General features: G+C 38.2%; 18 protein-coding genes. 5 read left to right on the forward strand and 13 right to left on the reverse strand.

Features of this window, described 5'->3' with window-relative positions:
- Window positions 1-68: 68 nt before the first annotated feature.
- The 10 genes from FRX52_RS02615 to FRX52_RS02660 form a co-directional block, all read right to left on the reverse strand.
- Window positions 69-296: a hypothetical protein gene (locus tag FRX52_RS02615; protein ID WP_146461042.1), complete on the reverse strand. Its 228-nt coding sequence runs from the start codon at window positions 294-296 to the stop codon at window positions 69-71.
- Window positions 297-374: 78 nt separating this feature from the next.
- A complete protein-coding gene (tkt, locus tag FRX52_RS02620; RefSeq protein WP_146495737.1) occupies window positions 375-2351 on the reverse strand; it encodes a transketolase in 1977 nt (658 codons plus the stop codon).
- Between the two features lie 112 nt (window positions 2352-2463).
- Window positions 2464-3555 carry an L-ascorbate 6-phosphate lactonase gene (gene ulaG, locus FRX52_RS02625; protein WP_146461039.1) on the reverse strand — a complete coding sequence of 364 codons (1092 nt, stop codon included), beginning with the start codon at window positions 3553-3555 and terminating at the stop codon, window positions 2464-2466.
- 94 nt (window positions 3556-3649) lie between these two features.
- The gene (locus FRX52_RS02630) at window positions 3650-5341 is read right to left on the reverse strand and encodes a transcription antiterminator (protein ID WP_146538407.1); all 1692 of its coding nucleotides are present in this window, start codon (window positions 5339-5341) and stop codon (window positions 3650-3652) included.
- A gap of 122 nt (window positions 5342-5463) precedes the next feature.
- Window positions 5464-6180 carry an L-ribulose-5-phosphate 4-epimerase gene (locus tag FRX52_RS02635; RefSeq protein ID WP_146538408.1) on the reverse strand — a complete coding sequence of 239 codons (717 nt, stop codon included), beginning with the start codon at window positions 6178-6180 and terminating at the stop codon, window positions 5464-5466.
- Between the two features lies 1 nt (window position 6181).
- Entirely contained in the window at window positions 6182-7045 is an 864-nt protein-coding gene (locus FRX52_RS02640) for an L-ribulose-5-phosphate 3-epimerase (RefSeq protein WP_146495730.1), read from the reverse strand.
- 3 nt (window positions 7046-7048) lie between these two features.
- Window positions 7049-7714 carry a 3-keto-L-gulonate-6-phosphate decarboxylase UlaD gene (locus FRX52_RS02645; RefSeq protein WP_146495728.1) on the reverse strand — a complete coding sequence of 222 codons (666 nt, stop codon included), beginning with the start codon at window positions 7712-7714 and terminating at the stop codon, window positions 7049-7051.
- Window positions 7715-7751: 37 nt separating this feature from the next.
- The gene (locus FRX52_RS02650; RefSeq protein ID WP_146495726.1) at window positions 7752-8237 is read right to left on the reverse strand and encodes a PTS sugar transporter subunit IIA; all 486 of its coding nucleotides are present in this window, start codon (window positions 8235-8237) and stop codon (window positions 7752-7754) included.
- A 59-nt stretch (window positions 8238-8296) separates the two neighbouring features.
- Complete coding sequence (locus FRX52_RS02655; protein WP_146461028.1) at window positions 8297-8578, reverse strand: PTS sugar transporter subunit IIB; 282 nt, start codon at window positions 8576-8578, stop codon at window positions 8297-8299.
- A gap of 43 nt (window positions 8579-8621) precedes the next feature.
- The gene (locus FRX52_RS02660) at window positions 8622-10076 is read right to left on the reverse strand and encodes a PTS ascorbate transporter subunit IIC (RefSeq protein ID WP_146538409.1); all 1455 of its coding nucleotides are present in this window, start codon (window positions 10074-10076) and stop codon (window positions 8622-8624) included.
- A gap of 247 nt (window positions 10077-10323) precedes the next feature.
- On the opposite strand from FRX52_RS02660, the gene rpmF reads away from it, so the two are divergent.
- From rpmF to FRX52_RS05480, 3 genes are all read left to right on the forward strand, one after another.
- Window positions 10324-10500, forward strand: a complete 177-nt coding sequence (gene rpmF / locus FRX52_RS02665) for a 50S ribosomal protein L32 (protein ID WP_146461024.1) — start codon at window positions 10324-10326, stop codon at window positions 10498-10500.
- Between the two features lie 16 nt (window positions 10501-10516).
- The gene (gene rpmG / locus FRX52_RS02670; protein ID WP_001265622.1) at window positions 10517-10666 is read left to right on the forward strand and encodes a 50S ribosomal protein L33; all 150 of its coding nucleotides are present in this window, start codon (window positions 10517-10519) and stop codon (window positions 10664-10666) included.
- 340 nt (window positions 10667-11006) lie between these two features.
- Complete coding sequence (locus FRX52_RS05480) at window positions 11007-11144, forward strand: hypothetical protein (protein ID WP_186603326.1); 138 nt, start codon at window positions 11007-11009, stop codon at window positions 11142-11144.
- A 70-nt stretch (window positions 11145-11214) separates the two neighbouring features.
- Here the strand turns inward: FRX52_RS05480 and FRX52_RS02675 are convergent, their stop codons facing one another.
- From FRX52_RS02675 to FRX52_RS02685, 3 genes are read right to left on the reverse strand one after another with little or no spacing between them, the layout of a single operon-like run.
- Window positions 11215-12987, reverse strand: a complete 1773-nt coding sequence (locus FRX52_RS02675; protein WP_146538410.1) for an XRE family transcriptional regulator — start codon at window positions 12985-12987, stop codon at window positions 11215-11217.
- The gene (locus FRX52_RS02680) at window positions 12965-13576 is read right to left on the reverse strand and encodes a viroplasmin family protein (protein ID WP_146538411.1); all 612 of its coding nucleotides are present in this window, start codon (window positions 13574-13576) and stop codon (window positions 12965-12967) included. The genes FRX52_RS02675 and FRX52_RS02680 overlap by 23 nt, the downstream gene beginning before the upstream one ends.
- Before the next feature lie 2 nt (window positions 13577-13578).
- The gene (locus tag FRX52_RS02685) at window positions 13579-16056 is read right to left on the reverse strand and encodes an LPXTG cell wall anchor domain-containing protein (protein ID WP_146538412.1); all 2478 of its coding nucleotides are present in this window, start codon (window positions 16054-16056) and stop codon (window positions 13579-13581) included.
- Window positions 16057-16394: 338 nt separating this feature from the next.
- On the opposite strand from FRX52_RS02685, the gene FRX52_RS02690 reads away from it, so the two are divergent.
- Window positions 16395-17294 carry a helix-turn-helix transcriptional regulator gene (locus FRX52_RS02690; RefSeq protein WP_186603328.1) on the forward strand — a complete coding sequence of 300 codons (900 nt, stop codon included), beginning with the start codon at window positions 16395-16397 and terminating at the stop codon, window positions 17292-17294.
- Window positions 17295-17517: 223 nt separating this feature from the next.
- Entirely contained in the window at window positions 17518-18000 is a 483-nt protein-coding gene (gene tenpIN / locus FRX52_RS02695; RefSeq protein ID WP_146495718.1) for a type III toxin-antitoxin system TenpIN family toxin, read from the forward strand.
- Window positions 18001-18532 lie beyond the last annotated feature (532 nt).

Here is an 18532-nt window from a genome sequence, read left to right on the forward strand (position 1 = left end):
TTCTACCATTATATCATAGCTTGACAAAAAGACCTTGAAATCTTTTGTTACAGATTTCAAGGTGCTGATTAAGATAATTGAAGAAAAATAAAACCAAGAACAAATAGACACAAGATGAGTAACAAAACCAAAATACCAGATACACTGGTTAGCGTTAAATTGGACAAACATGCAAAAATTAACAACAAAGTTGTTGCTAGAGAAAACCATAACTTAGCAATCAAGTCTGCTGAAACATTGGTTGATGCCTTGCTGACTTCTGTTAACTCTTTAATCTCTTGTTCTACTTGTTTCATGATGAGTCCCTCCTACTTTATTATTTCGTAAAAGCAGATAAAAAATAGAAGAAATCAATGATTTCTTCTATTCGTCTCTTATTTCAAGTTATTAACAAGTTCAACAACTTTTTCCACAGTGAAGCCATATTCTTCGATCACTTTATTAGCTGGAGCTGACGCACCAAATTGATCAATACCAAGAACTGCTCCGTCTAAGCCAACATATTTATACCAGCTTTGACTTGCTGCCATCTCAATCGCAACACGACGACGCACTTGACTTGGCAAGATACTTTCTTTGTATTCTGCTGATTGTTGGTCGAACAAGTCAGTTGATGGTACTGAAACCACACGAACTTTAGTTCCTGATTTTTCAAGTTCCTTAGCCGCTTTAACAGCTAGGTTAACTTCTGAACCAGATGCCAAAAGAATGGTATCAAAGTCACTTGATGTTTCATAAGTTACATAAGCACCCTTAGCTACTTCATTGAACTGACTGCCTGCTTCAACTTCTAGATTTTGACGTGTTAAAACAAGGGCAGTTGGTGTTGTCTTACTTGTTAGGGCATAGTGCCAAGCCGCTTGTGTTTCACGCGCATCTGCTGGACGAAGAACAGTCAAGTTTGGCAAAGCACGAAGAGCTGCTAAATGTTCGATTGGCTCGTGAGTTGGCCCATCTTCACCAACTGCAATCGAATCGTGGGTAAAGACATAAGTCACTGGCAAACCTTGAAGGGCAGATAGACGCATTGCTGCCTTAACATAGTCTGAAAAGACGAAGAATGTTCCACCAAAGACACGAACACCGCCATGAAGTGCCATACCGTTTAGGACAGTACCCATAGCAAACTCACGCACACCAAATTGGATATTACGGTTAAGTGGATTTTGAGCATCTTGCAAACCATCTTCTTTGATGTAAGTCATGTTAGAGTGAGCCAAATCAGCTGAACCACCAAGGAAGTTTGGCAAGACCTTAGCTACGGCATTGATGGCATCTTGTGATGAATTACGCGTTGCTTGTGAGAAACCATCTTCATAAGCTGGGAAGTCTTTTTCTGTCAATTCAGCAACTGGTTCGTTAGCTAGAACGGCTGTTAACTCAGCTGCCATTTCTGGATAAGCTGTTTTATAGTCGTTGACTAATTTTTCCCAAGTGTCATAGGCTGCTTGACCACGATCTGCCACTTTTTCTTTGAAATCAGCATAAACTTCTGCTGGCACTTCAAATGGGGCATAATCCCATCCAAGAGCTTGACGAGTTGCTTTTGTTTCTTCTTCACCAAGTGGGGCACCATGGACACCGTTCGTTCCTTGTTTGTTTGGTGAACCAAAACCGATAACGGTTTTTACTTCAATCAAGCTTGGTTTTTTAGTTGCCTTAGCTTCTTCAAGGGCTTTTGAAATAGCTGCCAAATCATTGCCATCTTCAACTAGACTTGTATGCCAGCCATAAGCCTCATAGCGAGCACGGATATTTTCAGAAAAGGCATCTTTTGTTTCTCCATCCAAACAGATGTCATTTGAATCATAAAGGACAACCAACTTGTCAAGGTTTTGTTTACCAGCATAAGAAGCTGCTTCTGCTGATACCCCCTCCATCAAATCTCCGTCACCACAGATAACATAAGTGTAGTGGTCAAAGATTGGGTAACCTTCTTTATTATATTTTGCAGCAAGGAAACGCTCAGCTTGAGCCATACCGACAGCTGTTGCAATACCTTGACCCAATGGTCCTGTTGTGGCATCAACACCTTGGGTATGACCAAATTCTGGATGACCAGGTGTTTTTGAATTCCATTGACGGAAGTTTTTAATTTCTTCCATACTAACGTCTTGATAACCTGATAGGTGCAAGAGGGCATAAAGCAACATTGATCCATGACCTGCTGATAAGACAAAGCGATCACGGTTAGCCCAATCTGGTTGATTTGGTGTGACACGTAAATGCTTAGTATAAAGACTATAAGCCATTGGAGCTGCCCCCATGACAACACCTGGGTGACCTGATTTTGATTTCTCAATTGCATCAACTCCTAAAAAGCGGATAGCATTAACTGATAAGTTAGACATGTAAAATTCCTTTCTATTTTAAGCTACAACTTGGTAAGCTCTTACATTTTAATATTAACAAAAATATCCGCTTATCGCAAGGATAGGCGGATATGGTTTTCAAACCAATTGATTATAGTAAAGCTTTGAATTGGATATTAGAATCTTGTTCGAAGCAATCATCAAATCCGCGTGGGTGATGGTATTCGATAATATCTTTATCTTGTGGATAAGTGTATTTACCACCAACTTCCCAAATAAATGGATGGAATTTATATTGTAAACGTTCTTTACGCATTTTCCACAATTCTAAGATTTCATCGGTTGACGCCATAAAGTTTGACCAGATGTCATAGTGAACTGGGATAATTACTTTAGCACGAAGATTTTCTGCCATACGAAGAAGGTCAACAGAAGTCATCTTGTCTTGGATACCGATTGGGTTTTCACCGTAGTTATTAAGGGCAACATCAATCTCAAAGTCTTTACCATGTTTAGCAAAGTAATTAGAGAAGTGAGAGTCTGCTCCATGGTAGATTGTTCCACCTGGTGTTTCAAAGACATAGTTAACTGCCTTACGGGCCATTTCTTCATCAGTAACAGCAAGTCCACTCAATTCACCACCAGCTTCTTCTGCACCTTCTACTGGTAGAGTTACCAAGCAAGTACGGTCAAATGATTCAACGGCATGAACTTTGACATCTTTAAACTCGAAGCTATCACCTGGTTTCACAACGATGATACGATCTTCTGGAACACCCCATTTTTTCCAAATCTCACCACACTCGTAAGGACCAACAAATTTGACATGGTCAAGTTTTGGATTGTTGATAATTGCCGCTGCTGTATTGATGTCAATATGATCACTATGGAAATGAGAAACCAAATAGTAATCCAACTCGTTAATAGCAAATGGATCGATAACCATTGGTTGCACACGGAGATTTGGTTGCAATTTACGCACGCCTGCCATATTAGCCATTTGGTGACCACGAACCATGTCTTTTACTTTTTTAGTTGATTTACCACGAGCTGACCATAAATCCATAACTAAGTTAGCGCCACCTGGTGTTTTCACCCAAACTCCACAGTTTCCTAGCCACCACATCGCAAAATTATCTGCTGGGACAACTTCTTCTTCAATTTCTTCATTTAACCATGTGCCCCATTCTGGGAAAGTGCTTAAAATCCAAGATTCTCTTGTAATATCTTTTACATTAGCCATTTGTGTTCCTCCTCAAAACAATAATAAATAAGTTTCTTTACTTTTTTATTATAGTAAATGACAAGAAAAAGAAAAAGACCAAGTCTTACACAAGTCAGTGTTCACTTGTCACACCTTGAAAATGACTTGCTAAAACTTGATCTTCAAACAAACGACAAATGGCTTGACTTAGGTTTTGAGCTTGGTCTGATTGAGATAAATGAGGGAGTAATAATTGATTGATTTGTTCTTCAAAATAAGGCAAGCGATGACTAAAATCATGTTGGCGAGAAAATTGTTGAAGCTTTCTAACGTCTTCAGGCGATAAAATAGGATGTACTTGGATTAAGGGAAACTGTGTTTCAAAAGCATCACTGGTTGAAATCAAAACATCTGCCACCAATAAATCTTCAACACTTTTGAATTGCTCGCTAGTAAAAATCGCCTGAATACTATTGACTGGTAAGTAATCTTGACACTGTTTTAGGAGCAATTTTTGCATGGCAACCCCGTCGTCACAAATGATATAAACTTGCTTGGGTAAGACTGGACCAGACGTCAGTTGAAAATGGTTGATATACCCACCAAAATGAATGGTGAGGTAAGCCAAATCATCATCATTCAATTCAAGTTGCCAGGCTTCTTCTAAAATGGCAGATACTTTTTTCACTGCTTGAAAAACTTGTTGGTATTTTTCTTTGATGTGTTTGGTGAGCGGATTTTTAGATAGAATGCCATATTGTTTACGAAAAATGAGAGACTTAACATGCGTCAACAAGCGTTTATTTAAGTCTTCTTGATTCAAAATAATTGTACCACAAGCTTCTTCAAAGGCTTCAATGAAGGTGGTTAAGATCTTGGTCATTTCCAAGAAATCCTTGCTGCTAATATGGGTATCCTTATCCTTGCGATAAGATAATAGTAAAACTGCTATCAGGCAAGTATCAACATCATCTAAAGCAATACCTATTCGCTCCCAAATGGACTGGCTTAGGGCCTTAGCCACTTGATACTCAATTCTCTCATAGACTGGAGCAAATTTTTGTTCAATATCTGCCGTATCTTCTGTGGTCAAATCCATATTGTGATAAGACAAGAGTAGATAAGGCAAAATGCGTAACATCATCTTGACTTCTGAACGGTTGATTTTTTTACCCAATTCATGTTCTCTCTGGCTCAGCTCTATCAATAGAAAATCTTGCACTTGATCGGACAACAGCTCTTCTTGACCAAAAATCAAAGCTAATTTTTCTCGTAAAATATTGATAAAGCTATCACTGGCTTCATTAAAAATATCATAAAGAAAGGAATGAACATATTGGATTTTATTGATTGGGTGACATTGAAGAAAATAGCCTTGCGATTTGTTGGCATAAAGGTTAACCTTATACTGCTCTTGTGACAGACGATAGCGAATGTCATTGAGGTCATTAAGAACTGTATTGCGTGACACATCGGTTAATTCCATCAATTTTTCAATGGTGACACGAGCTGGAGATACGGCAATATAAACTAGCATCAACTGAATACGTTCGTCAATACTCATGATATAACTATCTGCCGCCACCTCATCCAAAAGTTTTTGACAAGCTTTCTTTTGATTGGCATCCAATAACAAGCCAATCCGAGGTTGACTGACAAGCGGATTAACCGTTTCTGGCAAGGCGTCATTGATTTTTTCTAAGTGATAATAAATCTTTCGCCGTGACTGCTCCATCGCACGACTAATGGCCATAACCGTTTCTGGATGATCAAGCTGAATGAGGTAGCGTAATAAATCGCAACTACTTTTATCCAATAAAATCATAAGTGATTTCCTTTCTCTTTCATCTCCATTATAGCATAGATACCAAATTTTATAACGCTAAGGACCGTCACTTAGCAAATCCACAAAAAAGCCTAGTCGATTACACTAGACTTTTCATTTTTTTAATGTGCATCTCCTTTTTGCCCATAATAAGCATTAGGACCATGTTTACGCAGATAATGCTTATCCATGATATATTGCGGAGCTGGTTCCACTTGTGGATTGATTTGTTCAGTGTAGCGATTCATGCATGCCACTTCTTCTAGCACGACTGAATGATACACTGCTTGTGCAGGATCTTTCCCCCAGGTAAATGGGCCATGATTACGCACCACAATACCTGGTACGGCAACTGGGTCAATGCCACGCTCTGCAAAAGTTTCAACAATCACTGCACCTGTTTCTTTTTCATAGGCTGAATTAACTTCATCTGCCGTTAACGAACGTGCACATGGAACAGGTCCGTAGAAGTAATCCGCATGAGTTGTCCCATAAAAAGGAATATCACGACCAGCTTGTGCCCAGCCCACTGCTTCTGTTGAGTGTGTGTGAACCACTGCTCCAACTTCTGGCCAAGCCTTATAGAGAGCAACATGGGTCGCCAGGTCAGACGATGGATTCAAGTCACCCTCAACCACATTACCATCCAAGTCAGTGACTACCATATTTTCTGGACTAAGTTTGTCATAATCCACACCAGAAGGTTTAATCACGATACGACCAAGTTCACGGCAAACTTCAGAAACATTACCCCAAGTAAACTTCACTAGACCATGTTCTGGTAGGGAAACATTGGCTTCATAAACACGTTGACGCATTTCTGCTAATGATTTTGGCATATTAGAATAACCCCGCTTTCTCAATCAATGGGTATAGAAACTCTTGTGCTTCTTTAATTGCTGCACGCGTTTCTTCCACTGTTTCACAATTTTCAGACCACATTTCAATCAAAAATGGGCCATTATAGTTGGTTTCTTTCAAAACGGCAAACATATTTTCCCAATCAACGCAACCTTGACCAAACGGCACATCACGGAATTGCCCCTTAGAGCTTTCTGTAACAGCATAAGTGTCTTTTAGATGAAGGGCTGCAATTGAGCGATGACCAAGTAGGAATTCACTGTAAATATCATTGTGCCAAGCAGACACATTGCCAGTATCTGGGTAAACAAAGAGATATGGCGAGTCAATTTCTTTTTCAATGGCTAAGTATTTTTCAATCGAGTTAATAAATGGATCATCCATAATCTCGATGGCTAGCATAACTTGAGCTGCTTCAGCCCAGTCACACGCCAAGCGTAGGTTTTTCAAGAAACGTGCTCTGGTTTCTGGCGATTTTTCTTCGTAGTAAACGTCATAACCAGCCAACTGAATGGTACGAACACCCAAATCTTGAGCCAACTCAATACATTGTTTCATGGTTTCCAGTGATTTGGCTTCCAGTTCTGGATCATTTGACCCTAGTGGGTAACGACGATGACCTGAGAAACAGATGGTTGGAATACGCACGCCTGTTTCATAAATGGCCTTAACAACTTCCAAACGTTCTTCTTTACTCCAGTTTAGGCGAGCCAAACGATCGTCTGATTCATCCACAGACATTTCAACAAAATCAAAACCGAGTTCTTTAGCAAAATTCAATCGCTCTAACCAAGTAAACTGTTTTGGTGTTGCTTTTTCATAAATACCAATTGGACGCTTCATGGCCTACCCCCAAATACGACGGATTTCATCCTTGAATTCACGAGCTGCTTGTGCAGGATTTTCTGCTTCGGTAATACCACGACCAGCGATAAAGGTATAAACGTCAACGCCCTCAAATAATTTCAAGGTATCCACATCAAGACCACCTGTAACTGATACACGGAAACCCATGTCAATCAATTTCTTAACTTTGTTAAGGTCTTTTTCACCCCAAGTTTCACCTGCAAGAAGGGCGTCACGAGATTGATGGTAAATGGCTTGAGAAATACCTGCATCCAACCATAATTGAGCTTGTTCATAAGTCCAGTCACCATACAACTCAATTTGAATTTCTCCTTTATCACCATTTACTTCTTGGATGGCTTTAAGGGCTGCTGACATGGTTGGAATCGTTGCTGAACAGATACACGTCATCCAGTCAGCACCACGCACGGCATTGTTTTTAGCAATCGTACCACCAGCGTCCGCACACTTGGTATCTGCCACGATAATCTTATCTGGAAACAGATTGCGAAGGACTTCTACCAACTCACTTCCCACTTGAAGTAAGCAAACTGTCCCTGCCTCAATAATATCAACTTCTGCACCAACTGCAACGGCTGCCTTAACAGCACCTTTCAAGTCAGAGTGGTCAAGGGCAACTTGTAAATTTGGAATATGTTTTGTCATTTTTTCTCCTCTTTTCTATTCGTTTATTCAACTTATCTTAGCTTTCCAAATCAAGACCTTCAAGATATGGGCTATTTTTTGATTCTTCAACCATAGCTAGCACTTCTTCAGGACTTTGACATGCCACTAGACGCTCGATTGAATTTTCCAATTCAAAAAGAGCAATAATTTGTGGAATCGCTACTGATGTGTGAATCGCTGCTGATGTTGCAGCAAGTGTGAGAAGAACTGATACTTCCTTACCGTCTGAGAAAGTTACTGGCTCTGTCAAGGTAATCAAAGAGAATGAATCACGATTAACACCTTCACCTGCCTGAGCATGTGGCATTGCCATACCTGGCATTAGGATGTAATAAGGGCCATGTTCTTCTGTTGACGCAATGATATTTTCATAGTAGGTTTCTGTAACAGCACCACTCTCAATCAAAGGGTTAACTGCCAACTTAACAGCCTCTTGCCAAGTTGTAGCTGTCAAACCAAGACGAATCGAATTATTTTCAGTGAATGATTTTTTCAAGTTCATAAGTATTTCCTCCCATTAACAGAGGGGCTTTCGTTTTATGAAAGCCCCCGCCATCTCTATTATTTCAATGCTGCTTCCAATTTTGTTTTGATTTCATTATCATCCATCAAATTGTCAAGACCAATCAATTTACCATTGGTGCGACCTTCTAACTCGCTAATGAGGTGATTTGAAGCGACGATAATATCATAACCACCAGCTAATCCTTTAGCTTCACCAACTGAACATGATGCAGACTCAAAGTTAGTCACGCCTAGACCACGAAGAGCATTTTCTACTTTCATTTTGATCACCATTGATGATCCCATACCATTACCACATGCTGTAAGAACTTTAACCATTGTATTTTCCTCCTGTCAAATCAATTTCTAATCGTTTATTAAATTATTCACCTTGAGCTTCACCACGATAGTAAGCTTCTTTATCTTTCGCTTTGGCAAATTGAAGTTGTGGGATAACCAATAAGAATACACAAACCAACACATAACCAGCCAAGCCAAGATATTTGAATAGGTATGCAAATGGCAACCATGGGAATTCAAAGTCGATATTTCCGTGATAACCACCGTATGCTGCCAAGTCAAGTAGGCCTACTGCAACTGCACCAAGAGCTACTTGAAGCACACCAGAGATAAATGATAGAATAACTGCTGCTTTCCAACCACCACGCTTGTCAGCGTAAACTGCGATTGCCGCATTATCAAAGAATACTGGAACGAAACCTGTGATGATCAACACTGGGTTTTTGAAGACAATCAAGAGAACAATTGTGATCAACTGACCAATCAAACCAACTGCAAATCCTGAAAGAACTGCGTTTGGTGAACCAAAACCATAAGACGCTGCAACGTCAACCGCTGGGAACGAACCTGGAAGTAATTTAGATGAAATACCTTGGAAGGCATTAGTCAACTCACCAACGAACATGCGAACCCCTTGCATCAAGACAAATAGATACACTGAGAAAGTAAATGCTGTTTGGATAACATACATGAAGAATGATTGTTTCGCTGGGTTAAATGGTGTACCTGATGTGATAACTTCTGCATTAGACATTACATCTGGACCCAAGATAGTCAAGATTAATCCGAAGAAGATTAACATCAGTGTTGCTGAGGCAACCACTGTATCATGGAAGATGTTCAAGAAAGTTGGTAATTTAAGATTATCCAAGTTGTCTTCTTTTTTACCAAGTTTTGGAGCAACTTTATCAACAAACCAAATTGCAAATTGTTGTTGGTGACCGATGGCAAAACCACCACCACCTGTCAAGCGTTGTGTTGCTTCAACAGTCATATTTGAGCTGACTGCCCAATAAAGACCACAAATCACACCGATAGCGATAACACCTGCACTACTACGAAGTTGTGGCACAAGTAACAAAACAATCAAAGAAACGGTTGCTGCTTGTTGCACCATGATATGACCAGTAATGAAAAGGGTTCTAACTTTAGTCAATTTACGCAAAGCAACTAAAAGAATGTTAACTCCAAAACCAATCAAAAGAGCTGTTGTTGCTGCACCAACGAAGTCTGGGAATTGCTCAGCAATTTTAGTATTTGCAGCAGTCAAACCAAAGTAAGGGTCGATAACTGCCGCACCAATCTTGAATTTATAGTTTAGGGCTGCCAAGATTGGACGGAATGTAGTAACCAATCCTCCTGCACCAACATTCAAAATCAAGTAACCAACTGTTGCTTTAACAAATCCTGCATAAACATCATGCAAGGGTTTTTTCAAAAGTAGGTAACCGATCAGAACGAGCAAACCGACAAAGAACGCTGGATTCTGCAAAATATTTTGCGAGAACCAGTTTAATAGGTTAAAAATGACTTCCATTTTAAAACTCCTTTTCTTTTTATTTTTTCTTATTTACAGTCCTATTATATCTTTTGTAAGCGCAAACAAAAAGACCAATAAGTACACAAGCAAGTGTTCAAAGATAGTGAGTGAATAGTTTAGCAATCTTTTGAAAAAAATTAAAGAAAATTTGTCAAGGGACTTTACTTTACAAAAAGATTATGTTATCATAGTAAAAGTTGACTAAGATAGTCTAATATATTTTAATCTTTGAAAGGAGTCTATCATGGCTGTTCCTGCACGTCGTACGTCAAAAGCTAAGAAAAACAAACGTCGTACTCACTATAAATTGGCTGCTCCTAACGTAGCATTCGATCAAACAACTGGTGACTATTCACGTTCTCACCGTGTATCTCTTAAAGGATATTACAAAGGACGTAAAGTTGCTAAAAACGCTAACTAATTAGAAGGGAGTTATCATGCGCGTTAATATCACTCTTGAACATAAAGAATCAGGTGAGCGTTTGTACCTTACTTCTAAGAACAAGCGTAACACACCAGATCGTCTTCAATTGAAAAAATACTCACCAAAACTTCGCAAACACGTTGTATTTACAGAAGTTAAATAATGGGTCAGTACACGTCAATAGGACGGTAAAAACCTTGATTTAAAGGGATTCTTGAAATTTCAAATTTCACTGTATTTCAATAAAAATCAATCGAATGACTACATTTTTGACTACATTTTTTGTGAAATAAATTTAGACATTCGGATATATAAAAGAAAACAAGCTCTAGTAATTACTAGAGCTTGTTGTAATTTCTACTTTTATAAATTAGAGTATTGCTCTATACATTAGTCATTTTACTAAAATAAATTGAATTTAGACAAATCAAATTCTGACTTGAAAAAAGAGCAATAGACTTTTTGTCCTGAGCAAGAATTTGAAGAAATGGAGAGAAAACAAAATGGAAACCGTTGATTTTAGAGAATATCTTAACAAACGCTTAGAAAACGAAAAATTTAAAAAAGGATATACTGAAGAATTAGACAAATTGCTAAGTTCAGTAGCAGTAATGAAGGCAAGACATATAAAAACCCCTTAACTAGGTAACTAGTTAAGGGGTTTAATATCACTTAAAAACATATTCCTAATTAAGTGAATTGTTTCTTTAATCAAATACCTTTAGTAAGAGGAGAACGACCATTATTTTTTAAGAATTGATTACAAGATTCAACCGTTACATTTGGTAATATTGCCCACTGTAAAAAAAGATTATACATAGAATGTAAAAGACTCTTATTTTTTAATGAATAAGACGCTGCTTCTACTAATTGTTCACTAATCTCATAGGGAAGAGAAAGTCCAATACAAATAGCGACCACTGTTTCTATAGAAGGGTTCATCTTCTCATTTCTAATCTTAGAGATGGTCTCAGTAGCCACACCTATATCAGCCGCTAGTTCTTCATTTGGAACATTGAATTCTTTCATCAAATATTTAAGTGCCTCACCAAATTGATATGGCATCTTTAGTGATAACTGATGTGCTTCTTCGTAATCCTTTAGTTGTAAACTATCTAAATCTACATTTTTGATAATAACTTTTTCTAGCAAAGCTGGACGATTTAATGAAGTCATCATCTCAATAGCTATTTCAGTCTGAGCATAATTTTTAGTGAGAACTATACAAGCTTCATCCATGTGCTTTCTGGCATAGTCAGTCAATACCATTTTAAAGTCACCCTTTTGTGCCTTTATTCTTAAATAGTCAGGGTGATTTTTACAAAGATGAGATTCAACATAAACCAAGGCTCCATATTCTAAGGCTTGACGTAATTTAGGGTTTTCTTGCTTTAGTTTTTCTAATTCTTTTTCACTAATGCAAAACGTTTGCTTAGCATTTAGAAAACCTGATTTCCAACTATGAGCTGGTACATAGGCTGAATCTACCCACTCATAAACTCCTCTAGCCAACTCATAACCTAAGTGTGTCAAACGAATTTTAACTGCTTGTCGAGAGACTCCAAAAAAGTCTTTCAATTGATTAATGACTTTCTTCATTATAAGCAGTTCATCTGCCTCTGGATAGAGTTGTTTTTGCTCTTCAGTGACTTCTTCAACCTTTTTGATAAAGCTTGTTTTAGGCAAAAGAACTTTATTTGCAATACTATTAGCTTGATATTCAATATAGCTATGGCTATCAGCCTCAATTTGATGACTTGCGACTTCTAAGTCCTTATGAGCTACACGGTGCAAATGCCAATGTAAACATTCGTGCACAATTGTATTTGCCAAAACACCTTGTTTCTGATGACGAGAATGAGATTTGTTGATTAAGATTGTTCCTGCCTTAAATTGTGTTTCAGGATCATCTACAATATAAATCTTTCCAAGAACATCTAGTGTATCTGTTTCAACTAACGTTAAGTTCATTTTATCAACTAAAGCCATGTAATCCAACGGTTGAGGGGTTACTGGGTTTTCGGGGAAATAACGACTAACAAATCGCTCTGCTACCCACTCCAGTTCATCTGAAGCGAGTTTAAACTGACCTTGTCTTTTTTCATAGACAGATTTAATCTCACTTTTTTCAATCGGCTGACTTACGTTCAAATCTAAGACAACTTTCAGTAGGCAACGTCGCATGGCAGCATCTGTATTTGGTTGATACGTCTCACGATTATATAGATAGCACTCGATTTCCAAATCAAGAGTAATTGTTTCTAAAGTTGATTGCAAGCAAGTTACTGATTCGTAGCTTGCTCCTTCAATCACATATTTTTCTGATAAAGAATACTCATCTAAACAAGTTCTGAGAGCTTGATGATACTTTTCTTTTAACGTGCGTTTCAGTTCCTGATTTTCTGTTAAGGGTCGAGCACTTCCATTTTCAAATCGGGCTAAAAGTTCTTGACGTTGCTCTTCAAAGAGACCTCCTGGATGCAATCGCCTGATTAGCTAAGTTATCTGCTCGATCATTATAGGTCACGCCAGAATGTGCTTTAACCTTGATGAAATCAATATCTAAGCCATCCACAAGTTCTTGATAACGTTTAACGTAGTATTTGGAAATTGGTTTTTCTGCTTTCCAACCTCCAGTTACCCATTCTTCAATTCCGGTATAGTCATAATAGATAGCTGCACTTGCATAACCCTGTTCTTTCATCCATGTTAGCGCATGAATAACAGAGAGCACTTCACCTGCAACTTGATAGCTCTCTACAAAGCTATCGTCTTGACTTGGAATCGCTAATTCTTCAATGACTTGGTCGTCTTTTAGGATAACAATTCCACTACCATAGATTTGAGATTCTGAATCAAAAGAACCATCTACATAGATTTCTAATTCTTTACTTGTCATGTCAATCATTTGTGCATCTTTTGGCAACATGTAGGCTTCTGCCTCTTCCAAAGTAGGAAAGCCTTTAAACTCTGCATTAGAGAAGCTTTTCACTTCTTGTTCAGCTTCTGGCCAACTGGTATAGATTCCAGGTTTTCTTCCGTTTCTTACTGCGTAGTATCTATTTTTCGCCATTGTTATTCCTCCCAACGTGCTTTCTTTTGTTTTAATCCGACTAGACCAAGGAGTGTAACTCCAATAAGAGCAAGGAAACTAGTTTCTTTTACTCCTGTTTGTGGCAAACGTTTTTCTGTGTTTGTATCATCAGTTACTGGCTTACTCATTGCTTGATTCACTTTATTGACTAATTTTTGATAGTCTTGTGGGTTGCTTTGAGCAAAAGAGTTCATTATAGGTTTATGACGTAATGTTTCAACTGGTTTAGTTGCAGTTGGCTTAGCTGGTACTTCAACTGGTTTTACTTCAGTTGGCTTAGCTGGTACTTCAACTGGTTTTACTTCAGTTGACTTAGCTGGGGTTTCAACTGGTTTTACTTCAGTTGGTGTAGCTGGCACTTCAACTGGTTTTACTTCAGTTGGTGTAGCTGGCACTTCGACTGGTTTAGTTTCAGTTGGCTTAGTTGGTACCTCAACTGGTTTTACTTCAGTTGGTTTAGCTGGTGTTTCAACTGGTTTTGTTGCAGTTGGTTGAGCTGGTGTTTCAACTGGTTTAGCTTCAGTTGGCTTAGCTGGTACTTCAACTGGCTTAGTCTCAGTTGGTTGAGCTGGTGTTTCAACTGGTTTAGTCTCAGTTGATTTAGCTGGTTCAACTGGTTTTACTTCAGTTGGTACAGTTGGTACATCAACTGGTTTAGTTTCAGTTGGCGTAGCTGGTTTTACCTCAGCTGGTTTAGCTGGTGTTTCAACTGGTTTAGCTACTTCAACAACTTCTTCACCCTTACTGTCAGCTAACAAGGCTTGGGCGTCATAGATGCCTTTAATCTTATTGTAGGTGTTGACTGCTTCATCACGCGCAAGAAGGGCTTCTTTTAAGGTTTGGCGTTTAGTTTCAAGGCTAGCTAGGGCTGCGGTTAGGCTAGCGTCAGCAGCTACTTTTTGCTCACTGGCTTTTGCAACAAGGGCTTTAGCTTTGGTAAGATTAGCCTGTGTTTCAGCTTTTAGGGTTTCAATATCTGACTTAACCACAAAACGGTAAGTGCGGCGTGGACCTGCGACTACTTCTTTACCCTTGTAGTATTGGACAAAGGTTGGGTCAACTTTATCGGTTGAACTAACAGAACCATCCATGTTGTAAGTGGTTGACGTTAAGTTTTTGTCAACCATGGCATATGATAGTTTATTGAAGTTGGCGTCTTCCCAGTCACCGTCAGCAACACTATTCATTCTGAAGTCTGTGTCTTTTTTCTTAGCTTCGATGTTGTTATCATACATGAAGGTCATAATAGCTTGGTAAACACCATTTGGATTAGTTTGGTCTTCGTTAGCATTTTTAGCTAGACCAACACCGACATAACCGACACGACCCATCATGGCTGTGCGGTGACCGACAGCGCGTGCTTGAGTGAATGGGTTGGCTTCAATCTTACCAGTTGTCATATCAATGAGTTGTTGACGGCGCTCGTTTGACTTTAATTCAACATTACGTGTATCAGCAAACCATCCTAGGAATAGATAATTAGCTAATTCTTTGTCTGAGCGAATGTTACTGTATGATGTGTCCGTTGCAGATAATTGATTAAGCTTTTTACCAGCAACATGTGCAGCTAATCCGTCACTGTAGGCGTTTTCATTTTTTTCAAAAAAAAGAACACCCTGACTGGCGTTTTCTGTAGACTTCACTTTATCTTTAGTGATAATTTCACCGGAACGATCAGTCATCCAGTAGTTACCGACTTCATCATTGTCTGTGTTTCTCACGTATAGTTTTGATGAATGCGTCATTTCATTACGCTCAGCGTTTTCTTCAGCACGGGCTTGGGCAGCACGAATAGCATCACTGTCTGCGACAACATTTGCCGTAATGCCATTAGCTTCATTGAACTCGTTGATGTACTGGGCCATGTACTCCGATACTTTTGCCATATCTGGGGTGTACTCAAAATCACCAGTTTCTTTAAGTGACTTGGCTTGTTCAGGGGTTAATTCAACCACTTCTTCAACCTCGCCCGAGTATGACCATGAGTTGTTAGGATCTCCTAGATAGGTTTCACCATTAATTTCTTGTGTCACACCCTCTTGTTTTGAATACTCCTCTTGCGGTAGGGATACTGAATCCTTAACCATAAGGGTTTCTTCTACTGTTGGTGCTGTTTCTACTTGAGTAGCTTGCTCTTCAGCTTGAGCAAGAAGGGTTTGCGCCGTTTCAAGATTGGTAGCTGCTTGTGTGCTATCAGCTTGAGCGGTATCAACAGCCGTTTGAGCGGTATCAACGGCTGTTGTTGCGACCATAACTTGGTTGCTTGTCGTGTCAACCGTCGTTTGTGCTTCTGTCACCTGCTCAGCGGTAACGGTAACCTCCTGTGCTTGGGTTTCAGCGACTGGTTGGTTAGTTGGTACTGCTACTTCTTCGGCTTTAACATTACCTGCTAAGCCAAGTGTTGCGATGGTACCAGCAGCTAGGATTGTTTTTGTTTTTTTTGTTTTTATTGTGATCATCCTTTACTCCTTTCAACATGATGATTTTAAAAAACGTTTGCGTAAGCACTTAATGTCAGATTTAGACCTTTGCCTACTTTTTCTGATAGATTGGCCTACTCTCCTCCCTCTCTATCAGCTATTCAATTGTCAAAGGTCTATCTCACTTAAGTCTTACATCATCAGTTTATCATAGGCACATGACCCCTTGTTAAGGGTGGTGCATATAGGTTCAAAATACATCTAAAAGGGGTACCCCCCCCCCCCCGATTTTTGATTTTTGCTACCTATAGGTTGTCTCTATTTTTGGTTGAGGCTTAAATATGATATGATGAAAAAAAGAACAACAGGAGGAAATGATGCCTCATCATTTTGGAAAAGTTTTTCGTCAGTTGAGAGAAAAAAGAGACTTATCAATCAAAGCTGCCGCTGGAGAAGTCGTTTCTGCTCAATTTTTAGGACGCTTTGAAAGAGGAGAAAGTAGTATTAGCTTAGAGAACTTCTCACGTCTTTTGATTACTATTGGTCTTGATTGGGTGGATTTTGCTCAAATTCATCATCAGGATAGACTCTATCAAGGTAGAATTGCTATGGAAAAATTAGCGATTAGCCCGATTGAAGTTCAACAACAAGCCAAAAAAGTTAGCTCTGATATGGAGAACATTAGACAAGACAATCCTTTCCAGTATGACTTGGAACAAAAACTCTTTTATTTAAAGGCTAGGGGACAAGTTGAAAACTTTAAGACTTATGAAAAAGAAATTAGACACTTTATCAATGAGATAGAAAGTCGAGAATACCTTAGCTTACTGAATCATATTGAAACAGATTTTTACTTGTGTATTATTGAAGCCTGTCCTTACCAGTTTGTCAAACGAATGACCAAACACTTTCTTGAGGTTTATTCCAAACAAAGCACACTTGAACAAGTAAAAAGTGCTCAACGAATCCTGATTGCGACTGTGGGCTATTTTTCTAAACGTGGTTATTATTTACGAGCAGACTTGTTAATTAAAAAAATTAGGTCAAAACCTTATCTTTTTAAATATCAGCAAACCTATGAAATGATTTGTCTTGAAATGGAAGAAACTTATCATCTGCTACGTCAAAACAAAGTAGAAGGACTTTCAAAAGCTCGGGTGATTATTGAGTGGTTAACATTAAGTCAACAGTTTGAACCCCATTACCGAGAAGAATTAGCCTTATTTCATCAAAAAGTACAAGAACTCAATTATACAGGAAAAGAATTGTATGGATAAGAGAGTTTTATTTGACAAAGTATCATTTGTAACCTATACTTAAGATAGTAAACATCGTTAACGATGATAGGAGTGACGGTTCTGACTCCTTTACCAAATAAAAATTGACCGAAACGATGATAGGAGTGACGGTTCTGACTCCTTTACCAAATAAAAATTGACCGAAACGATGTTAATGATAGAGAGTTCCTCTCTATCATTTTTTACATAAGGAGTAATAAAGTTGACACTTCAATATGAACAAGAACTATATACTTTAACAAGTGATTTTTACAAAGATTATCCACACAATAGATTTCCTGAAATTCTAAAACCTAGTGGAAATCGTACTTATAACTGTATTGTTGTTGAGTATAAAGATTATTTTATTTGTGTTCCATTTCGCAGTCAGATGAAACATCGAAATGGTTATCATTTTAGAAATACAAGTCGCTCACGTCGTTCTCTCTCTGGTCTAGATTATTCAAAAATGGTAATCATACAAAATTCAGCCAGATATTTAAGTACAAGCCATGTGCTTATCGATAAAGATGAATATATTGAAGCAATGAGTCAATCAAAACGTATTATTTCTGAAATAACAAGATATTTAGATGATTATATCAATCATAATCAGCATCATATCACATTAAATAAACAAAAATATCAAAAAAGATATGCTTATTCAACTTTAAAATATTTCCATGATATATTACAAATTCTTTAAATCAAAAACTGACAAAAAAAGACCTTAATGGTCTTTTTTCTATTACTATGAAAAACTAGTCAACTCTTTTCTTGTCAGAATACTTTTTGAACTCTTTGTTTTTTAGCTCCATATCTACCTCTAACAACCTAGCAAAAGCTGGGTTGTTTTTTCTTGTCAAAGTACATATCTACTTCTTTTTTAAAAAATAATTAAATTTTTTTTCTTATTTTTTGACCTGTGAGGTCATTTTTCTACTGTAAAAATAAAGATTTTAACTTTTTATAACCTGACTAAAAGCTTATAAATCGCTTAGTTATACGCTTTATAGACCATGACCTGAGAGGTCATGGTCTTCTTTTCTTATCTGTTTTATGATGAAAACATCAAGGAATTATTCTTGATAAAAAATAATCACAGTTCTATATGATGCGCATCAAATGGACGGATTGAAACTAATTATGATGATATGACGATAACGGTCATATCTTGCATAAATGGTTTTGCCGTTTATTTGGCGTGCTTTTATGCCAAGGCGTTCAAAACTACTGCT

It is taken from the genome of Streptococcus sp. sy018, from assembly GCF_007859185.1.
Lineage (GTDB): Bacteria > Bacillota > Bacilli > Lactobacillales > Streptococcaceae > Streptococcus.